Here is a 24,595-nt window from a genome sequence, read left to right on the forward strand (position 1 = left end):
GAGTGCGTTCAATCTGGTCAACGGCGGCAGCGGCCGGTGCGTCGACGTGCCGGGCGCGTCCACGGTCTCCGGTACGCAGTTGCAGCAGTGGGGCTGCGGCGACGGCGGCAAGACCAACCAGCAGTGGACCTTCACGCCCTCCTCCACCTCGGGCAAGTACCTGGTGAAGAGCGTCGCGACCGGGCTGTGCGTGAGTGACAAGGACGGCTCCACGGCGGGCAACAACCCGATCGTCCAGGAGACCTGCTCCGACGTCGCCCGCATGCAATGGTCCGTCAACTCCGTCTCCGGCTCGGCCACCCCGACGGTGGCGTCCGACGGCACCGGCCGCTACCGGACGGTGCAGGCGGCGATCGACGCGGTCCCGGCCGGCAACGGCAGCCCAGTGGTGATCACCATCAAGCCGGGCACCTACCGGGAGATCGTCACCGTCAACAAGCCGTACGTGACGCTGCAGGGCCTGGGCTCGTCACCGTCGCAAACCCTCATCGTGAACAACCGCTCGGCCTACACGCACGGCACCTCCGGCAGCTACACCGCGCTGATCTCGGCACGCGACGCCGCCGCCACCAACCTGACGATCTCCAACGACCTCGACGAGAGCACCGTCCCCAGCGGCGCGCAGGCCGTCGCGCTGCGGCTGGACGGCGACCGCACGACCCTGACGAACGTCCGCGTCCTGGGCGACCAGGACACCCTCCTCGTCAACGACTCGGCCCGCGCGTACGTCAAGAACTCCTACGTCGAGGGCACCGTCGACTTCATCTTCGGCGGCGGCACGATCGTCTTCCACAGCTGCGACATCTACGAGAAGCGCATCACGGGCGGTCCCGTCACCGCGGCCAGCACGGCGGCGGCCAAGACGTACGGCTTCCTGTTCTACAAGTCGCGCATCGCCGGCGCCGCGAACAACGTGACCACCCTCGGGCGGCCGTGGCGCCCCGACGCGCAGGTGCTCTACCGGGAGTCGACGCTGAGCGCGACGATCGCGACCGCCCAGCCGTGGACGGACATGTCATCGAACTCCTGGAAGAACGCCCGCTTCCTCGAATATCGGAACAACGGCGCCGGCGCGACCACCAACGCCAACCGCCCGCAGCTCAGCGACGCGCAGGCGGCGAACTACACACCCCAGAAGTACCTGGCCGGCGGCGACGGCTGGAACCCCGCCGGCTAGCACCGGCGGTCGGCCTGTTCGGCGTGGACCTTCTTGGCGATGTCGACGTCCGCGATCGAGCGCTCGATGAGCGCTCGCATCGCGGTCTCGGCCGCCTTCGGGCGCTGCCGGCGGACGGCCAGCAGGACCTCGGCGTGCTTGTCGGCGGACTCGCTGGTGAGGGTCGCGGGCACGAACTGGTCACGCAGCCGCAACCCGGCCTCGATCGCGGTCGCCATCCGGGCCATCAGCTCGTTGTGCGCCGCGCGCAGCAGGGCGTGGTGGAATTCCAGGTCGGCCTCGACCTGGTCGCCGGTCGGCCGGCCGGCGGCCTCGCGCATGGCGGTCAGGGCGTCCTCGAGCGCGGCCAGATCCCGGTCGGTACGCCGCAGCGCGGCCATGCGCGCCACCGCGGGCTCGATCGTCAGGCGCACCTCGCCCAGCTCGTCCAGGAACACCTCGTCGACCTGGGCGGCGAAACGCCAGCGCAGCACGTCGGCGTCGAGCAGCGCCCACTGCTCGCGCGGCGCGACGAACGTGCCGCGCCGGGGCCGCGCGCCCACCAGCCCCTTGGCGGCGAGCACGCGCAGCGCCTCGCGCACCGCCGTCCTGCTCACCCCGAACCGCTCCTGCAGCGCCGTCACGTCGAGGTCCTCGTCGGGGGCGATGACGCCGTTGACGATGGCCGTGCCGAGACTGACGACCACGCGGTCGTGGGCGCCGGCCCTTGCGATCTCCTCCATGCCGGAATCATGCCATGGCCGAACCGCCTGCAACAAAAAGTAATCATATTAATCAAGGCGTGGCGGCCAGTTCCAGGCAGGCCAGCCCGCCCTGCAGCACGAGCACGGCACCGCCGATCGCGGCCGCGTCCGAGCCGCTGACGGAGGTGACCACGCGCACCGGGTGCGCGCGCCGGGCGAAGGTGCGCCGCCGCACCTCCTCCTGGACCACCGACTGGTAGATCGGGGCCGCCGCGGCGAGGCTGGGCCCGGCGAGCACGATCGTGTCGAGGTCGAACAGGCTCGCCATGGTGACGGCGGCGGTGCCCAGGTGGCGGGCGGAGCGCTCGATGAGGGTACGTGCCGCCGGGTCTCCGGCCTGGGCCGCGGTCGCGATGCGGCAGAAGGCGGCCATGACGTCGGTGCCGGCGGGGTCGAGCCCCAGCCGCGCGCCGAGGGGCGATGCCTCCAGCGCCTGCTTGACCACCGCGGTGGGGTCCGCGTAGTTGCCGAGGCAGCCGTAGTTGCCGCAGCCGCACGGCCCGCCGTCGAGGTCGACGGTGATGTGGCCGATCTCGACGCCGTTGGAGGAGCTGCCCCGGTACAACTCGCCGTCGACGACGACGCCCCCGCCGATCCCGCTGGCCATGTAGACGCACCCGAACGCGGGTGTCTCCACCGCGCCCAGCCAGTACTCCCCGATCGCCGCGGCCGCCGCGTCGTTGTCGAGCAGCACCGGCAGGCCCAGCATCTCCGACAGGCGCGGCGCGACCGGGTGGCCGAACCATTCGGGGGTCGGCTGGTGGGTCAGCAGCACGCCCGCCCGCCGGTCCTGCGGTCCGTACGTCGCCAGCCCCACCCCGAGCACCTTCCCGCGGTCGACTCCGGCGGTGTCGAGTAGGGCGTTCACGCGCGAGGCCACCAGCGCGAGTCCTTGCCCGGGAGGCATGCGCCGCGCCGGGCTCACCGCCCCCGGCGATCTGGCGGTCATCGGCACCGACGACATCCCCCTCGCCCAGGCGGCCGACCCGCCGCTCACCACGATCGCCTTCGACCTGGAGAAGGTGGGCCGCTCCCTGGCCGACGCGGTCGTGGCGAACCTGTCGGGCCGCAAGCCGCGCCTGACGCCGGCCTCGTTGTCCCCGCACGTCATTCACCGCGCCTCCACCTGAAACCGCCGGGAGCGCCGCGCTCGGGCCGATCTTCGCTTACTGTGCATCTCGGGGGAAACGCTGCGGGAGAATGTCGGGGCCGGCGCGTACGGAAGCGCGGCGTTCCGGGGGAAACACGGAGGATGACGTCGGGAATGAGCACGCAGACGCACGAGCATCTCGGCCCTTACCGGGTGCTCGGGAAGATCGGCGAGGGTGGCATGGGGGTGGCCCACCTCGGTCTCGACGGCTCGGGCCGCCAGGTCGCGATCAAGGTGCTGCACCCGCACGTGGCCGCCGATCTCAAGTCGCGCGACCGGCTGTTCCGCGAGGTGGAGACGATGCGGCGGGTGCGCAGCCGGTACGTCGCCGAGGTGATCGACGCCGAGCTGGCGGGCAACCGCCCCTACGTGGTGACCCGCTTCGCCGCGGGCCGCACGCTGGAGGACACCGTGCTGGCCGACGGCCCGCTGGAGGCGCGCGAGGTCGTCAGGCTCGCCCAAGGGCTGTGCCAGGCGTTGGTGGACATCCACGCGGCCGACGTGATCCACCGGGACCTCAAGCCGGCCAACGTCATGCTGGTCGACGGCGAGCCGCTGGTCATCGACTTCGGCATCGCGCACCTGGTGGACGCGGCCCGGCTGACGCAGACCGGGATGTTCGTCGGCACGCCTGGCTACCTGGCGCCGGAGATCATCCGTGACTCGCAGATCACCCAGGCGGCCGACGTGCACGCGCTGGCCTCGACGGTGTTCTTCGCGGCCACGGGGCTGCCGCCGTTCGGGACGGGGACGTTCGAGGCGATCTGCTTCAACACCATGGAGGGGCGGGCGCAGATCGACAAGGCGCCGAAGTGGCTGCGAGCCTGGCTGAGCCGGGCGATGCAGGTCGATCCGGCGGCGCGGCCCGGCGCGGCGGAGCTGCTGCGGATGGCCAGGGCGCTCGATCCGGCGGGCCGCCCCGACGGTGCCAAGCGGCCCGCAAGCGGCACGCTGACCATGGACATCGTCTCCGACCTGCTCCCGCCGGTCCAATACGCCCCGAGCCGCCAGGAGGAGCAGCCGCCGCCCTACGTGCCCGCCCCGGCGCCGACCCTCCAGGCCGGCCGGCCGAAGCAACCCCGTCCGGCTCCGCCTCCCGCGCAGCCTTTCGAGCTCAAGCGGTTCCTGGCCGGCAGCGGGTTCGTCGGGGTGCTGGTGCTCGTGACGCTGGTGGCGGCGACCGTCGTCATGCCGGTCGCCGTGGGCCTGGTGGCGGCGGCCCTCTCGCTGGCCTTGCGCGCCGGCGATCACTATTTCGCCGAGACCCGGCAGCCGTTCGGCCGGGCCGCGCTCGTCGCGGTGGGCCACCTGTTCCTGTCGCTGGCGTTCGGCATCGTCGTCGCGAGCCTCCTGCACTTGTCCGGCCGGTTGAGCGCCAGCCACGCGGAGTCCCTGGCCGCCGGCGCGTTCACGCTGGGGTTGTTCGTGCTGCCCGGCGCGGGCGTGGTGCGGCAGGTCGCCTCGCGCACCCTCGCCCGCCTCCTGCCCGGCCGCAACGCGACCGTGGTGACGGTGGCCGTGATGGGGCCGGTCGCGCTGACCTCGGTGATCGTGGCCCTGGTCCAGGGGCTGTAGGGCGCGGACCGCTCAACGGCGGCCGGCCGCACCCGGTCGCGCTCGCCGTCACCTGGTGGCTCATCGGGGCTTTCGCCGTCACCTGGTGGCTCATCGGGGCCTTCGCCGCCATCCCGCCCGCCCTGCTGGAGCCGCCGCTCCCCGGCGGGGCGGGCCCGCTCGGCAGCCTCACCGGACGTGAGCCTGACGCGCTGATCCTGGCCGGGCCTCCTCGACAGTCGCCGACCGACTTGCGTCGCGCAAGGTACTCGTGTTTGAGTACTCATATGCGAGCAACGCGCCTCTTCATTCTCGGCGCCCTGGCCGACGGCGGACCCATGCACGGGCACAAGATCCGGGCCGCCGCGCAGATGGACCGGGTCGAGCTGTGGGCGGACGTCAAGCCCGGCTCGTTGTACGGCGCGCTGCGCCGGATGGCGGACGAAGGCGTCGTCGAGGTGGTTCGCACCGAGCAGGAAGGCAACCTGCCCGCCCGCACGGTGTACGGCATCACCGGCAAGGGCCGGACCGAGCTGGTCTCACTGATCAGGTCCGTCCTGGAGGACACGAAGTTCCGGCCGGACCCGATCCAGCTGGTGCTCCTGCACAGCGGCGAGATCGGCCGCGACGAGCTGCGCACGGCCGTCCGGCGGCGGCGCGACGCCTACGCCGCGCAGCTCGACTTCTGGCGCAACCTGCGCGCCGAGGCCGAACCGTACCTGACCAGGCTGGAGGCCGTCGCCTTCGACTACACCCTGATGCAGCTCGAGATGGAGCTGACCTGGCACGACCGCCTGCTGGCGGAGCTCGCGGACACCGACGGGCAGCCCTGACGCGCCCGCTACCAGAAAGGTGAGACCCATGCCTCCTAGGCGTTTGCATGTCGCCGTGATCGGCGGCGGGATCGGCGGGCTCTGCCTGGCGCAGGGCCTGAAGCGAGCCGGCGTGCACGTCACCGTGTACGAACGGGACGTCACGGCCGACTCGCGGCTCCAGGGCTTCCGGCTGAACATCGAGCCGGCCGGGAGCGTCGCCCTGCACGCCTGCTTACCGCCCGCCCTCTGGGAGGTGCTGGTGGCCACCGCGGGCGACCCGGGGCCCGGGATCAGCTTCCTCGACGAACGGATGCGCACGCTCGTCCGCATCGGCCAGGACGGCGCGGACCGGGACCCGCTGGATCCCGCGACCGGCCAGCACGCGGTCAGCCGCATCACCCTGCGCAGGCTCCTGCTGGCCGGCCTGGACGACGTCGTCCGCTTCGGCAAGGAGTTCACCGGCTTCGCCCGGGCGGACGACGGGACGGTCACGGCGAAGTTCGCCGACGGCACCACCGCGACCGCCGACGTGCTCGTAGCGGCCGACGGCGCCAACTCCCGGGTGTGGGCGCAGCTCCATCCCGCTGCCGGCCGCACCACGCTGCCGGCGACGGCGGTCGCCGGCAAACTCTTCCTCACCGAGGAGAACCGGCGATGGTTGCCGGAGCGGCTGCTCGCCGGCATGAACGTCTTCTGGCCACCCCAGGACTTCCTGTTCACCGCGATCTTCCGCAGGCGCGAGGACCCGGTGGCGATCACCGCCAGGCTCGGCGACCGGGTGCGCGCGCTCGGGCTGGAGCCGGAGCGGCTGCTGGCCGACGCGCACGACGACGATTATGTGCTGTGGGCGTTCATCGCGCACCGGGACTCCCTCCCGGCGGACTTCACGCCGCAGGCCCAGGCCGACCCGGCCGCGGTGCGGGCGATGCTGGCCCGGCGGACCGCCGGCTGGCACCCCGACCTGCGCCGGCTGCTCGCCGACTCGACCCCGGACACGCTCTACCGGACCGAGTTCAGCGCCGCCGAACCGCTCCGGCCGTGGGAGACGGGCAACGTCACCGGGCTCGGGGACGCCGTCCACCACATGCCCCCGGTCGGCGGGCTCGGCGGCAACGCGGCGCTGCGCGACGCGCACCGGCTCTGCGCCGCGCTCACCGCGGCCGACCGCGGCGAGCAGCCGTTGCCGCGGGCGTTGCGCGCCTACGAGGCGGACCTGCTGCGCCAGGGGTTCGACACCGTCCGCGAGGTCGTCCGCAACACCGACGCCGCGCTCGTCCGCAACCCGCTGAAGCGGTCGGCCACCCGGTGGTTCTTCCGCGCCTGCGGAGCCGTCCCGCCCCTCGGCCGGGCGGTGTTCGGGGAGCGCTGAGGTGCTTTACACCATGGACAACATCCCGTCACGTTGTTACGTTCGAGGGCAGTTGACAGCGGTGTCAATCCTTGTCCCCCCACGAGGAGCGGAGATCGTTGATGGTGTCACGACGCAGTTTCCTCCGGGCGAACGGCGTGGTCCTCGCGGCCGGCGGCCTCGGCCTCACCCTCCAGGACCCCGCCGCCGCGCGGACCCGCCCCGCCCCCCTCCTGCCGAACTTCGGCCGTCCCACCCACCTCGACTTCGCCGACCTCACCACCCTCCACGGCGACGACCAGCTGCTCCTGACCACCCTGCAGGGCGTCGTCAACCGCCGCCGGCCACGCCTCTACTTCACCTACGACGCCGCCGGGCACGACCAGCGCTGGCTGCCCAGCACCGGCGCGGCGGTCACCCGCCACGACCGCCCCCTCGACCTGGTCGCCCGCTACCGAGCCGAGGTGCGCGGCGCCATCCTGCACGATCCGGACGTCCCCGACTCCGTCAACGTCGCCACCACCTTGGCCGGCCTGGAGGACGCCGTCGCCGCCACGGCCGAGCAGGCCGCCGCGCACGGCCTGCGCACCGTCGTGGACCTGCGTGGCCGCTTCGACCCCGCCGACGTCCTGGCCACCTACCGCTGGCAGCTCGACCGGCTGTTCCCCCGCTGCACCCACGCCCTGCTCGCCGGGCTCCCGCCCACCAGGACCGTGCGGGTGGACGGCGTGCAGTGGCGCGAGCTCGCGCGGGAGAGCGAGCGCGTGCGCGACTCCTCCAATCGGGCGGTGCGCACGTTCGACCTCAGCCAGGAGCTGCCGACCGCCCAGGACGGCGTCTACCTGTGCTTCCAGGACTCCCTCGGCGACGACGGCTGGGGCGCGTCCGTGGGCTCGGTGAAGGCGAGCGCGGACGGGACGCAGATCGCGGCGTTCACCCCCGGCACGGACGCCGAGGCCCCCTACCTCTTCGACGGCCTCAACTCCGCCATCGGCGGCGACGGCAACCGCTTCGCCGACGGCGGCAACTACTTCGTCTACCGCTTCACCGCCCCGGCCGGCGCCCGGCAACTGGTGGTCGAGGTGGACCTGTGGAACCAGTACCTGGTCACGGCCACCACGACCGCGCCCACCCGGGTCGAGCCGTTCCCCTACTTCCGCGACTACGCGGTGGCCACCCGGGCCATGGTCTTCTGGCTGCCGCCCAGCGGCGGCACCGGCGAGCTGCTGGACGAGATCTTCGGCCGGGTCGAGCCCGCCACACCGTACGCGGGCTGGTTCTCCAACGACGTGGCCGGCGAGTGGGGCGGCGTCGACCGGGCCTCGCAGCACGGCGTCGAGGTGGTGCCCGCCGACTACTACATGAACGCCACCGTCCACGCCGGGGTCTCCGCCAGGATCTCCGACCGGGTACGCCCGCGACCGCCGGCCAGGTTACGCGACCGGGTCTATCTCACGCTCACGGTCGGCGAGGGCGACAACATCCAGTACTGCCAGCGGCGCATGCGCGAGATCTGGGACCATCCCGAGCGCGGCGGCGTGCCGGTCAACTGGACGGTCAGCCCGCTGCTGGCCGACATCGGGCCCGCCCTGCTGGCCTACTACCAGCGCACCGCCACGGCCGGCGACCTGCTCATCGCCGGTCCGTCCGGCGCCGGCTACACCTACCCGGGGTCCTGGCCGGCGGCGGCGCTGGCCGCGTACACGCAGCTCAGTGGCCGTTTCCTGCGCCGTACCGGCATGGATCTCGTCTACGCCTACAACCACCGCAAGCCCGAGGGCGACGGCTGGGTGGCCTTCGACGAGCGCATCGTCGCCGCCTACCGGCGCGACACCCCGGTGCGCGGCATCATCCAGTCGTGGGAGACCGGCGACCTGCTGATCCACCCTGGAGGCCTGCCCGTGATCGGGAACCTCTCGCCGCAGGGCAAGGCGCAGGAATACCGGGACACGCTGGTACGGCGCATCGAGGGATGGGACGGGGGCGCGCCGCTGTTCATCGCCGGCGCGGTCAACGCCTGGAACTGGACGCCGGCCGACATCGCCGAGCTCGCGGGCCTGCTGGGGGAGCCGTTCGAGATCGTGCGCGGCGACACGTTCTTCGCGCTGCTGCGCGAGCATCTGTCGGCCTGAAACTTTCAGAGTCCCAAAAGCATTTCCCCACGTCCGTAGCAACCTTCCGCCGGGGGCCATTGACACGGTCGTGGCGGATCATCACCGTACTCGGTGTTAAGGTTCACATTTTTTCGGGCTCCCCCTCATACGGAGGATGCGGATGCACTTACGAGGATTACGCAGGGGCCTTATCGCCGGGATCCTGGCCGTGTGCATGGCCGGCGCCGCGGTGGCGAGCACGATCACGGCGCACGCCGCCGCGGCCGGCTGCCAGGTCACCTACACCTTGGGCTCGCAGTGGTCCGGCGGCTTCAGCGCCAACGTCGCGATCAAGAACCTCGGTGATCCACTCACGAGCTGGACCCTGCGCTGGAGCTTCGGTGCCTCGCAGACGGTCAGCCAGGCCTGGAACGCCGTCGTGACGCAGAGCGGCGGTGCGGTGACCGCGGCCAACGCCGGCTGGAACGGCTCCCTGCCTACGAACGGCAGCGCCTCGTTCGGATTCAACGGCACGTGGAACAACTCCACCAATCCGGTGCCGGCCAGCTTCACGCTCAACGGCGTCACCTGCACGGGCAGCGTGACCCCCACCCCCACCGTGACTCCCACCGTGACTCCCACCGTGACCCCGACCGTGACCCCGACGTCGGGGCCGCCGCCGTCGCGGACCGTGCGCGTCTACTGGCTCAAGCCGTCGGACGTGGCCTACGACCAGCGCTACCCGGACGGCATCGCGAAGGTCATGCAGGAGGCGCAGCGCTTCTTCAAGCAGCAGCTGGGCAAGACGTTCACGCTGAACAACCCGGTCGTCGAGGTCGTCAACGGCGACCAGCCGCGGACCTGGTACGAGAACACGCCGAACTGCGGGGAGAAGTACTGGTGGACGGTCTGCAACATGCAGGCCGAGCTGCGCCGTAAGCTCGGTCTCGGCGCACCGGACAGCCGCTGGGTCAACGTCGGCGAGATCAGCGCCGAAGGCGACGGCGCCGGTGGTGGCGGCGGCAACGGATGGGTGATCCTCAGCGGCCACGACGCCGACGGCGCCGCGGGGATCAACGGCGCGATGAACCGCTGGTACGGCGGGATGGTGCACGAGCTGGGCCACGCGTTCGGCCTGCCCGACGCCACCTCCACCGACGGCACGTGCATGTCGGCGTCCTTCTACTCCTACCCCAACTGCACCTTCAACCAGACACAGAAGAACGGCATGCTGAACGGCCCCTACGGCAGCTTCCTCACCTGACCAGGGATCGGGCGGCGTGATCAGCGATCACGCCGCCCCGCATTGCCGAATGCCTGTTTCGCGAAATGCCGTGACTGTTTCGCTACGGCGTGTTCTCCTATGAACCAGCGGGCCCGAGGTGATGTCCGACGACAGGCAGGCGAGCCGATGCTGACGTGGATCGAGGCCACCGCGTGTGGCGCGGCCGGTGGACTGATCGCCGAGGCCGTCGTCACCTTCGGGCGCCTGCACGCCTGGCAGCGGGCACGACATGAGGCGCGGGCGGCAGGCGCTCCGCTGCCCCGCATCGGCGCGTTCGTCGATCCGCTCGCGGACTCGCTCGCCGCGCTCTTCCGCGTGGCGCTCGGTGGCGCGGCCGCGTGGCTGCTGCACGCCGAGGTCATCGGTGTGTACGCGGCCGTGACCGTGGGGGCTTCCGCGCCCGCGCTGCTCGCCCAGGTGGGCCGGGCGACGACGGCGGCCGAAGCCCTCCGAGGGCCGCAGGGTGAGGGACCGGGCGCCGGCTCCCCGGAAGTCCTCCCGGCCCGTGAGGAACCCGCCTCATGAGCGCCGCCTCGATCGGCCGGCGCAGCTGGAGATCGTTCATCGGCGGACGGGCGCCCGTCCCCCCGCGGCCTGCCGGGCGCGGACGCGCCGGATACTCCCTGCGGCAACGCTTCTGGGCCTCGTTCATCGGCCTGGACCTGCCCCCCAAGCCATCGGTCCTCCTTCCGAACACGTCCGCTCCGCAAGCCGCGTCCCGGCCCGGGCCGGCAGCCCGGCTCACCTCGGGGTGGTTCGCGCTGCCGCCGCTCCTGGCGGCGGGCGGCCTGACCGCCGCGGGAGGTGACGCGGTGGTGCTCGAAGCGTCGTCCCCCGACGGCCGGGCCACGTTCCTGGTGCGCCGCCACGGGGGCGAACGGCCGGACTACCGGCTGGAGCTGGTGCTGCGCGGCGTCGACGCCGCCCGGCCGCTGGTGTCCGAGCTCCGCTACACCAGGGCGGACGGCGGCGAGCAGGTGCTGATCGTGCCTGTGGTGCGGGGGCGGCTCGGCCCGCCGGCCGCGTTGGTCAGGCTCCCGGGCTTCACCGCCGGGACGACGTCGGCGGGATGGGCGGCCACCACTCCCGCTCTGGTGACGCCGAGCACGACCTGGGAGAGCGCCGCGGTCGCCGAATCGGTCCGCGCGGCGCTCAACGAGGCGACCCGCGACGCCTGGCGGCGGGTGCGGGAAACGGCCGGCGAGGAGTTGCGCGAGGTCATCGACGGCGAGCTGCCGTGACGAGTGCCGAGGAGCGGGAGCGGACCGAGCACGCCCGGTCGCGGCCGGGCTCCAGGCGGCGGGTCCGGCTGCCCTGGCGCCGGTCGGGCGCCCGGCCAGGTTCACTCCCGGATCGGGTACTGCTCGACGAGGTCCTTGAGCGCGCGGTGAGCCCCCAGGCCGCGGTGCAGGAGTTGCTCGGCGAACGGCAGCTGTGGTGGAAGTGCTGCGGTGAGGCGGTCCGAGCGGATCCGTCCTGGCTGTACGACGAGCGCTGTGAGGCCCTGCGCGGCTGGCTCGACGAGACGGCGCCGGACCGCACGGCCGGCTCCGCGGGCCCCACCGACCACGCGTGGTTACTGGGCCGGGCGCTGAGCGCGCCGGAGGGCCAGGACGGGGGACACGACGGGTCGCTGGCCGGGTTGGCCGAAGGGTGGAGCCGGAGCGGGCTGGTCTCGGCGGACGCCGCTCCCGGGCCCGCGCAGCCGTCCGGCAAGGGGCTCGAAGGCCTTCCACCGCGCCTGGCTAGGCAACTGGCGAACGTCGTCGAGTGGATCCGGCACTGGCAGGGCGGCACGGCCGGCGCGGGGAGCGTCCTCCTGATCGCCGCGCTGCTGATGGCGGGCGCGCGACCGCGCGGAGGGCCTGTCCGGGTGCCGGTGGTGTTCGGGCGGACTGCCGGGCCTGCCGGACCGGCCGCCGTGGAGGACGGCGTCACCGGCGTGCTGGAGCTGCGCGAATTCCCTCCGGGCCCGGCGGGGTTGTATCCCGATCCACGGGCGATGGCGGGGGTGCGCAGCCCGAACAGCCAGTTCGCCGGCTCGCTGGCCCACGCCTGGAACGCGGCCGGGCCTCGGCGCGAGGGGCGCTGCGTGCTGTGGCGCCTGGTCCTGTCCGACGACCCGGTGCCTCCCACGCGGATCGAAGGCCCCTCACTCGGCGCGGCCTTCGCGCTCGCCCTGCGTGAGCTCGTACGCCACCCGGCGACCCGCCGCCCCAGCCTGGCCGGGCTCCGCGGCCTCTTCTACGGGCTGCGGCCGCGTACCGCGGTGACCGGCGCGCTCGACGGCGGCGAACGCCTTCTCAAGGTCAGCGACATGGACGCCAAGCTGACCGCGGCCCGCCGCAAGGGGCTGCGGCTCGTCGCCCCTGAGGCGAACCGGCTCGACGTCGCCAAGGCACCCGAACCCGGCGAGGTGAGATTCGCCACCACCCTGAGACAGGCCGACCGGTACGCCCGCAGGTTACGCACCGGCCGCATGACCGTCGTCCTCGCCATGGTCGCGGCGGTCGCCACCACCGCGGTCGTGGTGTCGCAACGGGAGGCGGCGGCCCTGCGGCAGTTGACGGCCGCGCATCGGCTGGCCGAGGTCTCGCAGAGCCTGCTCGGGAGCGATGTCGGGCTCGCCGAGCTGTTCGCGGTGCGGGCCTACCGGCTGCATCCCGATTCGCTGACCCGTTCCGCGCTGTTCCAGGCCGTCACCGCCAGCCCCCATCTGGCCGGCAGCATGCAGGCGAGCGGGCCCGTCTCCGCGCTGTCGAGCTCGGCAGACGAGCGGGTCGTTCTCTCCGGGACCAAGCAGGGCCAGGTGGAGCAGTGGGTGCTCGCCGGATCGACGGCCGCTCCGGCCAGGCGGCTGGGCCGGCTGCCCGGCCCCGTCACCGCGGTCGCGGCCGATGCCCGCGGCGACACGGTCGCCGCGATCGACCACGACACGGTCCGGGTCTGGGCGGCCGCGCAGCCGGTCGCGGCACCGGCGGTCGCCGCCGGGCACCACCCCACGGCGGTGGGAGTCTCCCCGTCGGGACGGTTCGTCGCCGTGACGACGTCGACCGAGCAGTTCGGCGTCCCCGGCACGCTCCGGGTCCTGGACCGGACCACGGGAAAGACCCGTCACCGCGACCTCGACCTGCAGGCGGACCCGAGCGACCTCGCCTTCTCCGGTGACGCGAGCGTGGTGGCCTTCGAGGACGCGTACGGCTCCTGGACCCGGATCTCCCTCCCGGCGCCGGCCCGGACCGCCGGGAGCACGGTCGGCTTCGGCGTCCACAACCTGGCCTCCGCGCTCGCCCCGGACGGCAGCTCCTTCAGCTACACCAACGGGGCCTCGACGCTTCCGATCTGGCCGTCTCAGGGCACACCCGACATCGAGAAACCGGACCGGCAGGCACGGACCCGAGCCGGCAATCAGGCGGCGGCACTGGCACTCAGCAGCGGCGGCGAATGGGCCGCCAAGGCCGTCGGCACCAGCATCCACGTCTCGCGGACCGCCGTGTCGGGCCGGGCCCTGCCCGCAGCCGTCACCCTCACCGGAGCGGGGCTGATCTCCCGCGACTCCCTCGCCTTCCTCGGGCACGGCTCCAGGCTGCTCTCGGCCTCCGGCGACGTGCTGAACCTGTGGGATCTCGGCCGGCGCTCCCGCATCGCGACCGAGACGGAAGCGATCATCCCGGCTTCCTGCAACGCCTGCACGGAGCCGTTCGTCGCCCTGTCTCCGGACGGCCGCACCGCGGCGGTCCTCAGCGGCGAGGGAACGGCGCTGGACCTCTCAGGGCTTGACCCGCCCGGCACCCGCCTCCTGTCGGAGAAGGGCTCGTTCGTGGACAGCCCTGAATACACGGCGGCACTGTGGCACAGGGACGGCAACGGGCTCATCGTGATGTCCGTGGACGGCAGCGCCAAGATCCTCTCCCGGGCCCAGGGGTTCCGGGCCGTCGGCAGGTGGCCGGCCGTCCCGAACCCGCACGGCTATGCCGACCCACCCGTGCTCCTGCGGCACCTGCCGGACGGCCGGCAGGTGGCCGAGCTGGACGGCTCCGGCACCGTCCGCTTCCGGGACGCGGCAACCGGACGAGTGCTGCGCGAGGTGGACGGTCCCAGGAGCATGGCCCCAACGGAGAGCACGCCTTCCTCGTGGTTCCACCGGGGGTCGGCGGCACTGGACCCGAAGGCCGGGCACGCGGCCGTGATCGACCGTCACGCGGCCCCGTTCCAGCCCGAAAGCGTCAAGACCATCGTCACCGATCTCGCCACAGGCCGCTCCCGGACCATCCCCGGGGCGGACGCCGTGGGCGTCGCCTACGCCGGGGATCGCCTGCTCGTCCAGCGGCAAGGAGGCGCCCTGGAGGTCTGGACCGCCTCGGGGGACCGGCGCCTCGACACGATCGAGGGCACCCCCGACACGATCGTGGGCCCGGCCGTCGGCGGGCAGAACCTCATCGCCGAGAAGCCCGCCGAGGACACCGTCCGGCTCATCGACCTCCAGTCCGGCCACGTCATGGGCACTCTCGCGCTCCCCGCCGCCGGCACCAAGGCCGCGTCGACCGGCCTGGCCATCTCCGCCGACGGCGCCACACTGGTCACCGCGACCGAGAGGGTCGGCACCGACGTGGGCGTGCTGATCACCTGGCAGCTCGACCCGAACGCCTGGGTCGGCATCGCCTGCGCGTCGACCGGCAGGGACCTCGGCGCCGGCGTCTGGCGGCAGTACATGGGCACCGACGCCCCGCCGGACCTGCGTTGCCGGGGCTGACGTGCTCATCGGGCGATCGGGTCGTTGGCCCCGTCCATGAGGGACCTACGGCCCTGGGGCGGCGAGGTCGCGCGTGGTGCAATGGGGGAGAGGGGGGACCGACATGATCATTGTAGGTGTCGACGGATCCCGGGCGTCGTGCGCCGCCGTGGCCTGGGCGGTGGATGACGCGAAGCGCAGGCACGAGCCGCTGCGCATCGTGCACGCCGTGAACCGTGATTCGTACCGTTTTTCGAGGTTGCACGCTTCTCCCGAGCAGGACGTGCTCGACCGCATGGCGCAGACGATGGTGACCGAGGCGGCCGAGCTGGCGGGCGAGCGCCAGCTGGACGTCGAGGTGTCGACCGAGATCGTCGAGGGGCCCGCGGCGGTGGCGCTGCGCGAGCAGGCCAAGGACGCGACCGAGATCGTCATCGGCAGCCGGGGGCTGGGCGGGTTCGAGGGGGCACTGCTCGGCTCCGTGAGCCTGCACGTGGCAGGTCAGGCGCACTGCCCGGTGGTCGTGGTGCGGCCCGATCAGGAGTCCGTACGCGGTGAGGTGGTGGCCGGCGTCGACGACTCGCCGGAGTGCGAGCCCGCGCTCGAGTTCGCCTTCCGCCAGGCCGAGCTGCGCGGCAGCCCGTTGCGCGCGGTCCACGCCTGGCAGGAGCCGGTGCAGCTGTACGCTCCGCAGGTCAACTACGACCCCGACGACGTCACCGCGGCCGCCAACCAGGCCGTCGCGGCCAGGATCGCCCGGTTCAGGCAGGCGTACCCGCGGGTGGAGGTGATCGAGGACGTGCGGCGCGCCCACCCGGTCGACGCCCTGGTGGCCGCCTCGGCGAAGGCCGCGCTGGCGGTGGTCGGCTCGCACGGGCGCGGAGTCATCCGCTCGGCGCTGCTGGGTTCGGTCAGCCACGGGGTGCTCCACCACGCCCGCTGCGCCGTGGCCGTGGTGCGGTAGGGAACCTGAGTCGCTCGAAAAGAGGACCAACGTCACCCTCATTCGGGACTTCGTCCCCGGGCGCGGCGGGCTCGCCGTCACGAAGGTTGAGGTGGGAGGTCTGAATCGCCGGGCGTGAAGGAGGGGCCATGACCGTGGAAACGGTGGCCGCCGAGCAGGTGATGAGCCGGGTCCTGGTGGCGGTCAAGCCGGACGAGTCACCGTTGATGGCCTGGGAGCTGATGCGCCGCGCCGACGTGCATCACCTGCCGGTCGTCGAGGGGCGGCACGTGTTCGGCATCCTGACGCGCGAGCAGGTGGCGGCGTCCTGGTCGGGCGGCCCGCAGGAGCAGTCCAGCCGTCAGGTGCGGATGTTGCTCGGGTGCGAGCGCAGGCCGGTGGTACGCCCGGACACCCCGCTGGCCCGGGTCGCGGCGGCGATGCTGGACGCCGGGTGCGACGCCGTGCCGGTGGTCGACGGCGGCGGGCTGATCGGCATGGTCACGGCTCACGACGTGCTGCTGGCCGTCGCCGGACGTCTCCGCCCCGTCGAAAGGGCCCATGAGGTGGTCACCGGGATGTTCCATCTCGAACCCGTGCTCCCGCCGCAGGATGCACGCCATGAAGGACGGGCCGTTGAAGGCCACGCGGCCGAGGCCGCCGCGGGCGAGCAGCCGCAGGCACTCCTCGGGCGCGAGGACCTCCGGCACCGGGCCGGTCATTCGTGACGGTCGTCCCGCAGGCGCGCCGCCATCGCGGCGGCCTGGGTGCGGCGCTGCATGTTGAGCTTGGCCAGCACGTTGGACACGTAGTTCTTGACCGTCTTCTCCGCCAGGAACAGCTGCTCGCCGATCTGCCGGTTGGTCAGTCCCTCGCCGATCAGGTCGAGGATGTGCCGCTCCTGGTCCGAGAGCGAGGCGAGGGGATCCTTCCTGGCGGCCTGCTCGCGCAGGCGGTGCAGCATGGCGGCGGTGGTCTGCGGGTCGAGCAGCGACTGTCCCGAGGCGACCGTGCGGACCGCGCCGACCAGGTCGGAGCCGTGGATCTGCTTGAGCACGTAGCCGGCCGCCCCGGCCATCACCGCGTCGAACAGCGCCTCGTCGTCGGCGAACGACGTCAACATCAGGCACGCCAGCCCCGGCGCCCTCGAACACACCTCGCGGCACACGTCCACGCCGCTGCCGTCCGGCAGCCGCACGTCCAGCACCGCCACGTCGGGCTTCAGCGCGCCGATGCGGGCGATCGCGGACTCGGCCGTGCCGGCCTCGCCGATGACCTCGATGTCGTCCTCGGATCCCAGCAGTGCGGCCACGCCCCGCCGTACGACCTCGTGATCGTCGACGAGGAACACTCGAATCACACTTACGACGCTATCCGATGCCACGAGCACCGCGTGAGGCAGCGCGGCTGACCTGGTGCGACACTGGAAGACGTGGAGAGCGAGCACCATCCGGTGACGCCGCAGGTGCGGCTCGACGAGCTGCTGGCCGAGCTGCAGGTACGGCTCAATGCCGTGCTGGCCACTCGGGATCGGGTGCACGTACTGCTCGATGCCGTGGTGTCGGTGGGCGGCGAGCTCGACCTGGAGACCGTGCTGTGCCGCATCGTGGAGACCGCGACCAAGCTGGTGGACGCCAGCTACGGCGCGCTGGGCGTGATCGGCCACGAGAACACGCTCATCCAGTTCATCCCGGTGGGGCTGACCGAGGAGGAGATCGCCAGGATCGAGCACTGGCCGCACGGCCTGGGCCTGCTCGGCCTGCTGATCAAGGACGCGCGGCCGCTCAGGCTGGGCCGCATCTCCGAGCACCCCGAGTCATACGGCTTCCCGCAGGGGCATCCCCCGATGGGCACCTTCCTCGGCGTCCCGATCCGGGTGCGCGAGGAGGTTTTCGGAAACCTTTACCTGACCGAGAAGCGCGGCGGCGGCGAGTTCGACGAGGAGGACGAGGCCATCGTCGTGGCGCTGGCCACCGCGGCCGGCGTCGCCGTAGACAACGCCCGCCTGTACGAGGTGTCCCGGCGGCGGGAGACCTGGCTGCAGGCGTCGGCCGAGGTGACCACGCGCCTGCTGTCGGGTGCCGACCCCCGTCAGGTGCTGAGCCTGGTGGCGGACTCCGCCCTCGCGATGACCGATGCAGACCTGGTCGAGGTGCTCCTGCCGGAGCCGTCGAGGCAGTCGCTGATCGTGGAGTTCGCGGAGGGCGAGGGCGCGCAGGAGCTGCTGGGCGCCGTCTTCGTGGTGTCGGAGACGCTCGCGGGGGACGTGTTCGTCGAGGGCGAGCCGATGTCCCACCCGGACATGCAGAGCGGCCCGCGCCCCGGCTCGCCGCTGCGGCGGCTGGGTTACGGGCCGGTGATGATGGTGCCCTTCGGCAACGCGCCGAACGTGCGAGGGGTGCTGGTGCTGGCCAAGCGGACCGGACGGTTGCCGTTCACCGGGGCGGACGAGCAGGTGCTGCAGGCGTTCGCCGGTCAGGCGGCGATCGCGCTGGAGCTGGCCGAGGCGCGCCGGGACGCCGAGCGGCTCGGCCTGCTGGAGGACCGCGACCGCATCGCCAAGGATCTGCATGATGTGGTCATCCAGCGGCTGTTCGCCACCGCGATGACGTTGATGAGCACGATCCGGCTGGTGGAGCGGCCGGAGGCGGCCAAGCGGGTCCAGCACGCGATCGACGAGCTGGACGGGACCATCCGCCAGATCCGCTCGTCCATCTTCGCGCTGCAGGGCTCCGCCGGGCAGGCCGTTCCCAGCCTGCGGGGCCAGATCGTGGAGCTGGTGGAGGGCGCCGCCGGCCATCTGGGCTTCATGCCGGGCCTGCGCATGGAAGGGCAGATCGACGCTTTGGTGCCCGAGCCGGTCGCCGATCATCTGCTGGCCGTGTTGCGCGAGGCCCTGTCCAACGTGGTCCGCCACTCCCGCGCGACGCGCGCCGAGGTCCTCGTCGAGGCCGCGGGTGCGGCGCTCGTACTCGTGGTCGCGGACAACGGCGTCGGCCTGGGGGAGACGGGACGCCGCAGCGGCCTGCGCAACATCGAGGAACGCGCCCTCCGGCTACGCGGCACCGCGGAGCTCACGACGCCCGAAGAGGGCGGCACGCGGCTGTGCTGGCGGATCCCCCTGTGAGCTCGGCTCCGGTGGAAGGACGTTGGTCCTGATCGTAGGGGGCATAAGGCCCTGTCGGATCCGGCGAGCCGCCCCCGAGTATGGGAAGGCAGGAGAATCAGACACGGGGAGCCGGGATGAAACGTTCGGCATTGGCGGGGATCGCGGCCGGTTCCACGTTGGCGGCCGTCGCGGTGACCGGCCTTGCCGCAACGGCCACCGGCATCGCCCAGGAGGTCATCACCGAGCAGCGGAACGCCACGCCGACGGATCAGAGCCTGACCGGGCCGTACGGGTCGACGCGCAGCATGAACGTCGCCGACGAGGTCGGCTACCTGGCCCGTATGGTGGCTCACGATCAAGAAGCCGTGGCGGCGGCCCGGCAGCTGCGGCGCTCGGACCGGCCGCAGATGCGTGCTCTCGGAGCCTCGATCGTCGAAAGGCAGAGCGCCGACATCGCCACGATGCGAACCTGGCTGGACAAGTGGTACCCAGGGCGTTCGGCGACGGCGACCGCCTACCAGCCGATGGTCCGCGATCTGTCCGAGTTGTCAGGTGACGCGCTGGACGATGCGTTCCTGCGCGACATGATCCCGCATCACATGGCGGCGGTGACGATGTCCCAGCAACTGCTGATGTCCGGGCGGGCCCAGCACGCCGAGACCGCCGGCTTCGCCATGAGGGTGCGCGAGGCCCGGCATGCTGAGATGTTCCGGATGCAGCGGTATCTGGCCCACTGGTTCAAGGGCTGGAGCATGCCGTGCGGGATGCGGAAGTGACGGCCTTCCCGCAGCCCGCGACGCGAACTGCGGGACTTCGGGACCCCGGACCAAGACCCACCTAGCGGGCTTTGGGCGAACGCGAGTCGCCTCTGAGGACCGCCAGGCCCACCATTGTCAGCGCGGCAGCGGCGGCGACGGCCAGAGTCAGAATGATCACCTTGCGCATTACTTCACCCCGATTGCATACTGTGATGTCACTATTACTGACTGTAGTGTTGCCGGATGGCTTGCGATGAATCCCGCGCTTTTTCCTGGATTCATCAAACGCGCAAAGGCGGCGTCCTCAGTGGATGCAGTGGGGGATGCGCCGGCCGGACACCTGTTCGGCGTCGACCACGATGTAGTGGTCCCGGTTCCCCACCGCCCAGGTGGTCAGCGGCAGCGCCGCCAGCCGGTGGATCTCGTCCGGGTCGGTCACGGCGCGCGCCTGCCCCACCGCGGTGACGGACCAGCCGGTACGCAGCTCGGAGTCGAACTCGTCGGCCTCGAAGGCCACCACGGCGTGCCGGGTGGCGGCCGCCAGCTTCGACCCGATCGAGGTCCGGATCACGATGGACCGGCCGTCGAGGTGGAAGTTGACCGGCTGCACGGCCGGCAGGGCATGTTCGGTGAACACGATCCGACCGAGGGGGGTGGTGGACAGCAGGCCGAGACACTCCTCGCGGGAGAGCACCTGAAGTCCGGAAGAATCGAGCTGCATACCCTCAACTTCCCGCTGGTGCCACCTCCGCGTTAGAGGCGAAAGTCCCTTCGTTCGCGCCGATAGAGCACCTGACGGCCCTGGCCGCCGGGGACCTTCGGCCCTGATCCGGACGCGAAGCGTGTGATGGGCTGGACAGAGGGCCCGGTGGAGATCGAGCGGCGCCGCACCCACCGCGCGGGCTTCGCCGACGTGCCGGTCCCCGACAGGCTGATCGAACGGCTGACCCGCGCGGCCATGGAGGAGGGCGCCAGGCTGACCCCCGTCCGCTCCCCGGAGGCGGTCGGCGTCATCGCCGCCCTCACCCAGGCCGCGCAGGCCATCCAGGCGCAGGACCGCCGCTTCAGCCTGGAGGTGGTCCGCTGGGCCCGGCCGCCGGGCAGCGGCCGCAAGGACGGGGTGCCCGCCGAGGGCTATCCTCGCCGGGCGCACGTACGGACCCTGACTTCCCCCAGCGCGACTACTCCTGGCGGCACGACTGGGGCAGCCAGGCCGATCAGCGGGCCGAGACGTGCGCCGGAGTGGTGGCGCTGCTCACCACGCGGGGCGACGGCCGCCAGGAGTGGATCGACGCCGGGCAGGCGCTGCAGCACGTCCTGCTGGAGGCCGCCGCCTACGGCGTCAGCGCCGCCTTCCACACGCAGGCGCTGGAGATGGAGCTGCTGCGCGAGTTCCTGCGCCACGAGCTCTGCTCGGACGAGTACCCGCAGATGATCATGCGGTTGGGCGTCACCTCCGACGACAAGGAGTCGGTCCGCCGTTCCCTGTCGGAGATGACGATGTAGCGGTCACTTCCGCTCGGCCAGGAGGTTCGTGGGGAGCTCGCGGCGCGCGCCGGTCGGCAGCGCGAAGATGGCGATCAGGAAGGACAGCAGGCAGAACGCGGTCATGTACCAGCCGAAGGTCACGTCGCTCTTGGTGAGGTCGTGCAGCCAGACGGCGACGAGGCCGGCGGTGGAGCCGATGAGCGAGGTCGCGACGTTGGGATGTAGACCGCCACCGCGGACAGAGGGATCGCCAGCAGGAACGGGATCCGCCAGCCCCAGCTCGCGAAGGACTCCGTCGACATGGTCTGGGTGATCCGCGCGGCCAGCAGCAGGACCGGCGCCATGACCCCGGCGGCCGCGTACGTGGGCAGCACCCCGATGCCCGCCGTGCCGACCGTCATCAGCATGATCGTGAGAACGAGTACGGGCCGCCTACTATGGCCTGAGGACTGAGGAAGGTATGCGGAACGATTCCCCGATCAGGGTCGCCGTCATCGGCTTCGGCACGGCCGGCCGCTTCTTCCGCGCGCCCTTCCTCGCCGCCGACCCGGCGTACGACCTGCGCCTCATCGTCACGGGCCATCCGGACCGTCAGGCGGCGGCGCGCGCCGCCCACCCGTCCGCCACGCTGGTGGCGACCGCCGGCGCCGTCACCACGCACGCGTCGGACCTGGACCTCGTCGTCGTGGGCACGCCGCCGTCGACGCACGTCGAGCTGGCCGAGAACGCCCTGCGGGCCGGGCTGGACGTCGTCGTCGACAAGCCCTTCACGCCGACCGCCGCCGAAGGACGCAGGCTGATCGCGCTGGCGGCCGAGCTGGGACGCCGCCTCACGGTCTTCCAGAACCGCCGCTGGGACGCCGACTTCCGCACCCTGCGGCGCCTGATCGCCGACGGACGGCTGGGCACGGTCCACGCCTTCGAGTCGCGCTTCGAGTGGTGGCGCCCGACGGGCTCGGCGGGTGGAAGGGCGACACCGGCATCGCCGACGGCGGCGGCATCCTCTTCGACCTGGGCACCCACCTGATCGACCAGGCCCTGCAGCTGTTCGGCCCCGTGACGGAGGTCCTGGCCGACGTCAACCGCCGCGACCCGCGCGCCGGCTGCGACGCCGACGACGACACGGTCATGATCCTCCGGCACGCCCGCGGCACGAGTTCACGCCTGACGATGAGCAGCGTCGCGGCCCTGCCCGGCCCCCGGTTCCGGGTTCTGGGCTCGCGGAACGGCTACGTCAAGCACGGGCTGGACGGCCAGGAGGCCGCGCTGAAAGCCGGGATGAGCCCGCCGACCCGGCGTTCGGACGGGAGCCCGAGGAGTGCTGGGCCGGTTGGGCCACGGCCGCGAGACGGCACCCGTCGAGCCCGAGCGCGGGGACTCCTGGTACGAAGAGCACATCGTCGAGCACGATGACGGCTCCTGCTCGATCGACGAGGCGTACGTCAAGGAGCTCGTCGCCGAGGCGTCCGCCCTGTTCCAAGGGGAGGTCTCCCTCCAGGCGGCGTCGTGGCGGCTCGGGCGCAAGCCCATTCCGGGGGACGGCGAGCCGGTGTTCGGCGAGCTGGAGTCGGTGCCCGGGTGCCACGTGGCGTTCACCCACTCGGGGGCGACGCTGGGACTCATCGCCGGGGAGCTCACCGCCTACGAGGTGCTCACCGGCGCCAGGCATCCCCTCCTGCGGGACTTCCGCCCCGAGCGCTTCGCCACCGGCTGATCAGAACCGAACGGCCGGACCACTCCCGGGAAGGGGGCGGTCCGGCCGGGTGTCAGATCAGCAACGGCGGCCCCGGTTGATGCAGTCGACGACGACGCGCATCAGGTTGTCGGGCATGACGTTGGCGAAGTCGGCGTGGTCGGTGATGGGGTTGTGCTTCTGTTCAGGGAAGGCGTCCACGGCGAACGACTGACCCTGCGGCACCGAGTAGGCGAGGGTCATGCGCAGCTGGGGAACCGCCTGGGTGCCCTGGGGACAGGCGCCGTTCTGGCCGGGGAAGACCACGTGCGTGCGGTGGTTGGCGCTGTCGATGTTCTGCCCGTCCCAGCAGCTGGGGAAGTCCAGGATGCGGACGACCTGGCTGCCACGCGGGCACAGCGGGTACTTGGTGGTGATCCGGTTCTGGAATCCCGAGCAGGTCCAGGCGGCGCGGGCGTTGGCCCCGCCGTTCGTCGCGGCCTTGGCGTCGCCGGTGATCAGCCTGAGGAACCTCGGCATGGCCACGACCTGGGAGGTCGAGTTGCCGCGGAACTGGAGCTGCACGGAGCGTGCCGTCAGCACCCGGCCGATGTTGCCGTGCTCGTCGTCGGCGTTCTCGTTGGACGTGCGGTCCCTGAGCACGGGCCAGAAGTACGCGGACAGGTCGCCCCGCTGGCAGGTCGTGCCCGCCGCGGCAAGGCTCTCGTCGGTGGAGAATCCGTCCGTCGACAGGTTGCCCACGTAGTCGTGGAGGTGGTGCGCACCGTCGCTCACGCCGGGGGTGACGATGAAGTTGTCCGAGTTGTTGTGGCGGTTCTCGTTCCTGCCGCACTGGGCGACGAAGGTGCCGCGAGAGCCGTTCCGGCCGGCCCCGAAGTTGTTGAGGTTGCCCTGGCCCGGCTGGACCTGCCGGATGTCGACGAAGTCCTGGGGGAACGGCCCGACGCCGTCGGCGGGGTTCTCACCGTTGCCGTCGCCGTCGCCCTGACCGCCGCTGGGATCGGGGCTGGGCTGGCCGTTGCCGCCGTTCCCGCCGTTACCCCCGTTCCCGCCATTACCTCCGTTGCCGCCATTGCCTCCGTTCCCGTTGTTGCCGCCATTGCCGCCGTTGCCGAGTGTGCAGGTGGCCAGGTTGTCGAGGCCGTTGGGGCGTTGGCCGCCGGCGCGGCCGATGGCGATGGCGATGCGGTCGAGGGTGGCGGCGCGCTTGCCGGCCAGCGGGCCGAGGATGGCGTTCTGGACGAAGTTGGGGCCTCCTTCTCCCGCTGAGCGGGCGAGCCGGTTGTTGGCCTCCTGGATCTGGGTTTGCAGGAGGGCGAGGTTCCTGTCGACTTCGGCCCTGGCGGCTGCGGGGATTTCGGGGAGCTTGTCCGCGACGCTCGGGCACACGATGGTCTGCCCGGACCCCGACCCCGTTCCCTGGGTCGGCCTGGCCGTGTTCCCCGGGTTCGGTGCCTGGGTGGGCTGGCCGTTGCCGCCGTTGCCTTCGTTGCCGCCGTTCCCGCCATTACCCCCGTTGCCGTTGTTGCCGTTGTTGTTGCCGCCATCGGCATTGCCGGTGACCCTGCAGGTCGTCAGGTTGTTGAGGCCGTTGGGGCGTTGGCCGCCGGCGCGGCCGATGGCGATGGCGATGCGGTCGAGGGTGGCGGCGCGCTTGCCGGCCAGCGGGCCGAGGATGGCGTTCTGGACGAAGTTGGGGCCTCCTTC

Annotated in this window: 24 protein-coding genes; 18 read left to right on the plus strand and 6 right to left on the minus strand. The window is 72.0% G+C overall.

The genetic code is table 11. From position 1 onward, the window contains the following. Positions 1-1,177 (plus strand): pectinesterase family protein (locus ACFKCF_RS58510; RefSeq protein WP_394505804.1); only part of this gene is annotated, 1,177 nt, incomplete at its 5' end. On the opposite strand, the gene ACFKCF_RS58515 is transcribed toward ACFKCF_RS58510, so the two are convergent. After that, a complete protein-coding gene (locus tag ACFKCF_RS58515) occupies positions 1,174-1,899 on the minus strand; it encodes a FadR/GntR family transcriptional regulator (RefSeq protein ID WP_394505806.1) in 726 nt (241 codons plus the stop codon). The two genes, ACFKCF_RS58510 and ACFKCF_RS58515, sit on opposite strands and share 4 nt — an antisense overlap. A gap of 52 nt (positions 1,900-1,951) precedes the next feature. Continuing rightward, positions 1,952-2,800, minus strand: coding sequence for an ROK family protein (locus tag ACFKCF_RS58520; protein WP_394505808.1), 849 nt, complete (start codon positions 2,798-2,800; stop codon positions 1,952-1,954). Between ACFKCF_RS58520 and ACFKCF_RS58525 the strand changes: the two genes are divergently transcribed. The 11 genes from ACFKCF_RS58525 to ACFKCF_RS58575 all read left to right on the plus strand — a co-directional run bounded on the left by ACFKCF_RS58525 (position 2,769) and on the right by ACFKCF_RS58575 (position 16,568). Then, positions 2,769-3,050 (plus strand): substrate-binding domain-containing protein, encoded by a 282-nt coding sequence (locus ACFKCF_RS58525; protein WP_394505810.1) that lies wholly within the window; start codon positions 2,769-2,771, stop codon positions 3,048-3,050. The two genes, ACFKCF_RS58520 and ACFKCF_RS58525, sit on opposite strands and share 32 nt — an antisense overlap. 134 nt (positions 3,051-3,184) lie before the next feature. Continuing rightward, positions 3,185-4,645 carry a serine/threonine-protein kinase gene (locus ACFKCF_RS58530; RefSeq protein WP_394505812.1) on the plus strand — a complete coding sequence of 487 codons (1,461 nt, stop codon included), beginning with the start codon at positions 3,185-3,187 and terminating at the stop codon, positions 4,643-4,645. Between the two features lie 266 nt (positions 4,646-4,911). Beyond that, entirely contained in the window at positions 4,912-5,457 is a 546-nt protein-coding gene (locus tag ACFKCF_RS58535; RefSeq protein ID WP_394505814.1) for a PadR family transcriptional regulator, read from the plus strand. 28 nt (positions 5,458-5,485) lie between these two features. After that, complete coding sequence (locus ACFKCF_RS58540) at positions 5,486-6,808, plus strand: FAD-dependent oxidoreductase (RefSeq protein WP_394505816.1); 1,323 nt, start codon at positions 5,486-5,488, stop codon at positions 6,806-6,808. Positions 6,809-6,909: 101 nt separating this feature from the next. Next, positions 6,910-8,919, plus strand: a complete 2,010-nt coding sequence (locus ACFKCF_RS58545) for a GxGYxYP domain-containing protein (RefSeq protein WP_394505817.1) — start codon at positions 6,910-6,912, stop codon at positions 8,917-8,919. A 142-nt stretch (positions 8,920-9,061) separates the two neighbouring features. Beyond that, positions 9,062-10,144, plus strand: a complete 1,083-nt coding sequence (locus tag ACFKCF_RS58550; protein WP_394505819.1) for a cellulose-binding domain-containing protein — start codon at positions 9,062-9,064, stop codon at positions 10,142-10,144. Between the two features lie 147 nt (positions 10,145-10,291). Next, positions 10,292-10,690: a hypothetical protein gene (locus ACFKCF_RS58555; protein ID WP_394505821.1), complete on the plus strand. Its 399-nt coding sequence runs from the start codon at positions 10,292-10,294 to the stop codon at positions 10,688-10,690. Further along, the gene (locus ACFKCF_RS58560; RefSeq protein WP_394505823.1) at positions 10,687-11,406 is read left to right on the plus strand and encodes a hypothetical protein; all 720 of its coding nucleotides are present in this window, start codon (positions 10,687-10,689) and stop codon (positions 11,404-11,406) included. Before ACFKCF_RS58555 ends, ACFKCF_RS58560 begins: the two co-directional genes overlap by 4 nt. Next, positions 11,403-14,918, plus strand: a complete 3,516-nt coding sequence (locus ACFKCF_RS58565; RefSeq protein ID WP_394505824.1) for a WD40 repeat domain-containing protein — start codon at positions 11,403-11,405, stop codon at positions 14,916-14,918. Before ACFKCF_RS58560 ends, ACFKCF_RS58565 begins: the two co-directional genes overlap by 4 nt. Positions 14,919-15,021: 103 nt before the next feature. Continuing rightward, positions 15,022-15,861 carry a universal stress protein gene (locus ACFKCF_RS58570; protein ID WP_394505826.1) on the plus strand — a complete coding sequence of 280 codons (840 nt, stop codon included), beginning with the start codon at positions 15,022-15,024 and terminating at the stop codon, positions 15,859-15,861. 128 nt (positions 15,862-15,989) lie between these two features. Next, a complete protein-coding gene (locus ACFKCF_RS58575) occupies positions 15,990-16,568 on the plus strand; it encodes an HPP family protein (protein ID WP_394505828.1) in 579 nt (192 codons plus the stop codon). On the opposite strand, the gene ACFKCF_RS58580 is transcribed toward ACFKCF_RS58575, so the two are convergent. Continuing rightward, positions 16,559-17,200, minus strand: a complete 642-nt coding sequence (locus ACFKCF_RS58580) for a response regulator (protein ID WP_394505830.1) — start codon at positions 17,198-17,200, stop codon at positions 16,559-16,561. The genes ACFKCF_RS58575 and ACFKCF_RS58580 overlap by 10 nt on opposite strands. Before the next feature lie 72 nt (positions 17,201-17,272). On the opposite strand from ACFKCF_RS58580, the gene ACFKCF_RS58585 reads away from it, so the two are divergent. Continuing rightward, on the plus strand, positions 17,273-18,967 hold the full coding sequence (locus ACFKCF_RS58585; RefSeq protein WP_394505831.1) for a GAF domain-containing protein: 1,695 nt from the start codon (positions 17,273-17,275) through the stop codon (positions 18,965-18,967). Positions 18,968-19,083: 116 nt separating this feature from the next. Further along, positions 19,084-19,725 carry a DUF305 domain-containing protein gene (locus tag ACFKCF_RS58590; protein ID WP_394505833.1) on the plus strand — a complete coding sequence of 214 codons (642 nt, stop codon included), beginning with the start codon at positions 19,084-19,086 and terminating at the stop codon, positions 19,723-19,725. A 286-nt stretch (positions 19,726-20,011) separates the two neighbouring features. Here the strand turns inward: ACFKCF_RS58590 and ACFKCF_RS58595 are convergent, their stop codons facing one another. Continuing rightward, positions 20,012-20,428, minus strand: a complete 417-nt coding sequence (locus tag ACFKCF_RS58595) for a pyridoxamine 5'-phosphate oxidase family protein (RefSeq protein ID WP_394505834.1) — start codon at positions 20,426-20,428, stop codon at positions 20,012-20,014. 524 nt (positions 20,429-20,952) lie between these two features. Between ACFKCF_RS58595 and ACFKCF_RS58600 the strand changes: the two genes are divergently transcribed. Then, on the plus strand, positions 20,953-21,213 hold the full coding sequence (locus ACFKCF_RS58600; RefSeq protein ID WP_394505836.1) for a hypothetical protein: 261 nt from the start codon (positions 20,953-20,955) through the stop codon (positions 21,211-21,213). Between the two features lie 119 nt (positions 21,214-21,332). Here ACFKCF_RS58600 and ACFKCF_RS58605 read toward each other — a convergent pair whose 3' ends face one another. Next, on the minus strand, positions 21,333-21,596 hold the full coding sequence (locus ACFKCF_RS58605; RefSeq protein WP_394505838.1) for a hypothetical protein: 264 nt from the start codon (positions 21,594-21,596) through the stop codon (positions 21,333-21,335). A gap of 59 nt (positions 21,597-21,655) precedes the next feature. Between ACFKCF_RS58605 and ACFKCF_RS58610 the strand changes: the two genes are divergently transcribed. From ACFKCF_RS58610 to ACFKCF_RS58620, 3 genes are read left to right on the plus strand one after another with little or no spacing between them, the layout of a single operon-like run. Next, entirely contained in the window at positions 21,656-22,222 is a 567-nt protein-coding gene (locus tag ACFKCF_RS58610; protein WP_394505840.1) for a Gfo/Idh/MocA family oxidoreductase, read from the plus strand. Next, positions 22,135-22,608, plus strand: a complete 474-nt coding sequence (locus ACFKCF_RS58615) for a Gfo/Idh/MocA family oxidoreductase (RefSeq protein ID WP_394505842.1) — start codon at positions 22,135-22,137, stop codon at positions 22,606-22,608. The genes ACFKCF_RS58610 and ACFKCF_RS58615 overlap by 88 nt, the downstream gene beginning before the upstream one ends. Continuing rightward, entirely contained in the window at positions 22,514-22,909 is a 396-nt protein-coding gene (locus tag ACFKCF_RS58620; RefSeq protein ID WP_394505863.1) for a hypothetical protein, read from the plus strand. The genes ACFKCF_RS58615 and ACFKCF_RS58620 overlap by 95 nt, the downstream gene beginning before the upstream one ends. A gap of 57 nt (positions 22,910-22,966) precedes the next feature. On the opposite strand, the gene ACFKCF_RS58625 is transcribed toward ACFKCF_RS58620, so the two are convergent. Continuing rightward, positions 22,967-24,595: DUF1996 domain-containing protein (locus ACFKCF_RS58625; RefSeq protein ID WP_394505844.1), on the minus strand; the 1,629-nt coding region annotated here is incomplete at its 5' end.

Source organism: Nonomuraea sp. JJY05 (genome assembly GCF_043496855.1).
Lineage (GTDB): Bacteria > Actinomycetota > Actinomycetes > Streptosporangiales > Streptosporangiaceae > Nonomuraea.

Bases quoted from the DNA above. Each gene is read 5' to 3' on its own strand.
- ACFKCF_RS58515 (WP_394505806.1), bottom strand. From the start codon at position 1,899: ATGGAGGAGATCGCAAGGGCCGGCGCCCACGACCGCGTGGTCGTCAGT.
- ACFKCF_RS58530 (WP_394505812.1), top strand. From the start codon at position 3,185: ATGAGCACGCAGACGCACGAGCATCTCGGCCCTTACCGGGTGCTCGGG.
- ACFKCF_RS58535 (WP_394505814.1), top strand. From the start codon at position 4,912: ATGCGAGCAACGCGCCTCTTCATTCTCGGCGCCCTGGCCGACGGCGGA.
- ACFKCF_RS58540 (WP_394505816.1), top strand. From the start codon at position 5,486: ATGCCTCCTAGGCGTTTGCATGTCGCCGTGATCGGCGGCGGGATCGGC.
- ACFKCF_RS58545 (WP_394505817.1), top strand. From the start codon at position 6,910: ATGGTGTCACGACGCAGTTTCCTCCGGGCGAACGGCGTGGTCCTCGCG.
- ACFKCF_RS58550 (WP_394505819.1), top strand. From the start codon at position 9,062: ATGCACTTACGAGGATTACGCAGGGGCCTTATCGCCGGGATCCTGGCC.
- ACFKCF_RS58555 (WP_394505821.1), top strand. From the start codon at position 10,292: ATGCTGACGTGGATCGAGGCCACCGCGTGTGGCGCGGCCGGTGGACTG.
- ACFKCF_RS58560 (WP_394505823.1), top strand. From the start codon at position 10,687: ATGAGCGCCGCCTCGATCGGCCGGCGCAGCTGGAGATCGTTCATCGGC.
- ACFKCF_RS58570 (WP_394505826.1), top strand. From the start codon at position 15,022: ATGATCATTGTAGGTGTCGACGGATCCCGGGCGTCGTGCGCCGCCGTG.
- ACFKCF_RS58575 (WP_394505828.1), top strand. From the start codon at position 15,990: ATGACCGTGGAAACGGTGGCCGCCGAGCAGGTGATGAGCCGGGTCCTG.
- ACFKCF_RS58590 (WP_394505833.1), top strand. From the start codon at position 19,084: ATGAAACGTTCGGCATTGGCGGGGATCGCGGCCGGTTCCACGTTGGCG.
- ACFKCF_RS58595 (WP_394505834.1), bottom strand. From the start codon at position 20,428: ATGCAGCTCGATTCTTCCGGACTTCAGGTGCTCTCCCGCGAGGAGTGT.
- ACFKCF_RS58605 (WP_394505838.1), bottom strand. From the start codon at position 21,596: ATGACGGTCGGCACGGCGGGCATCGGGGTGCTGCCCACGTACGCGGCC.
- ACFKCF_RS58610 (WP_394505840.1), top strand. From the start codon at position 21,656: ATGCGGAACGATTCCCCGATCAGGGTCGCCGTCATCGGCTTCGGCACG.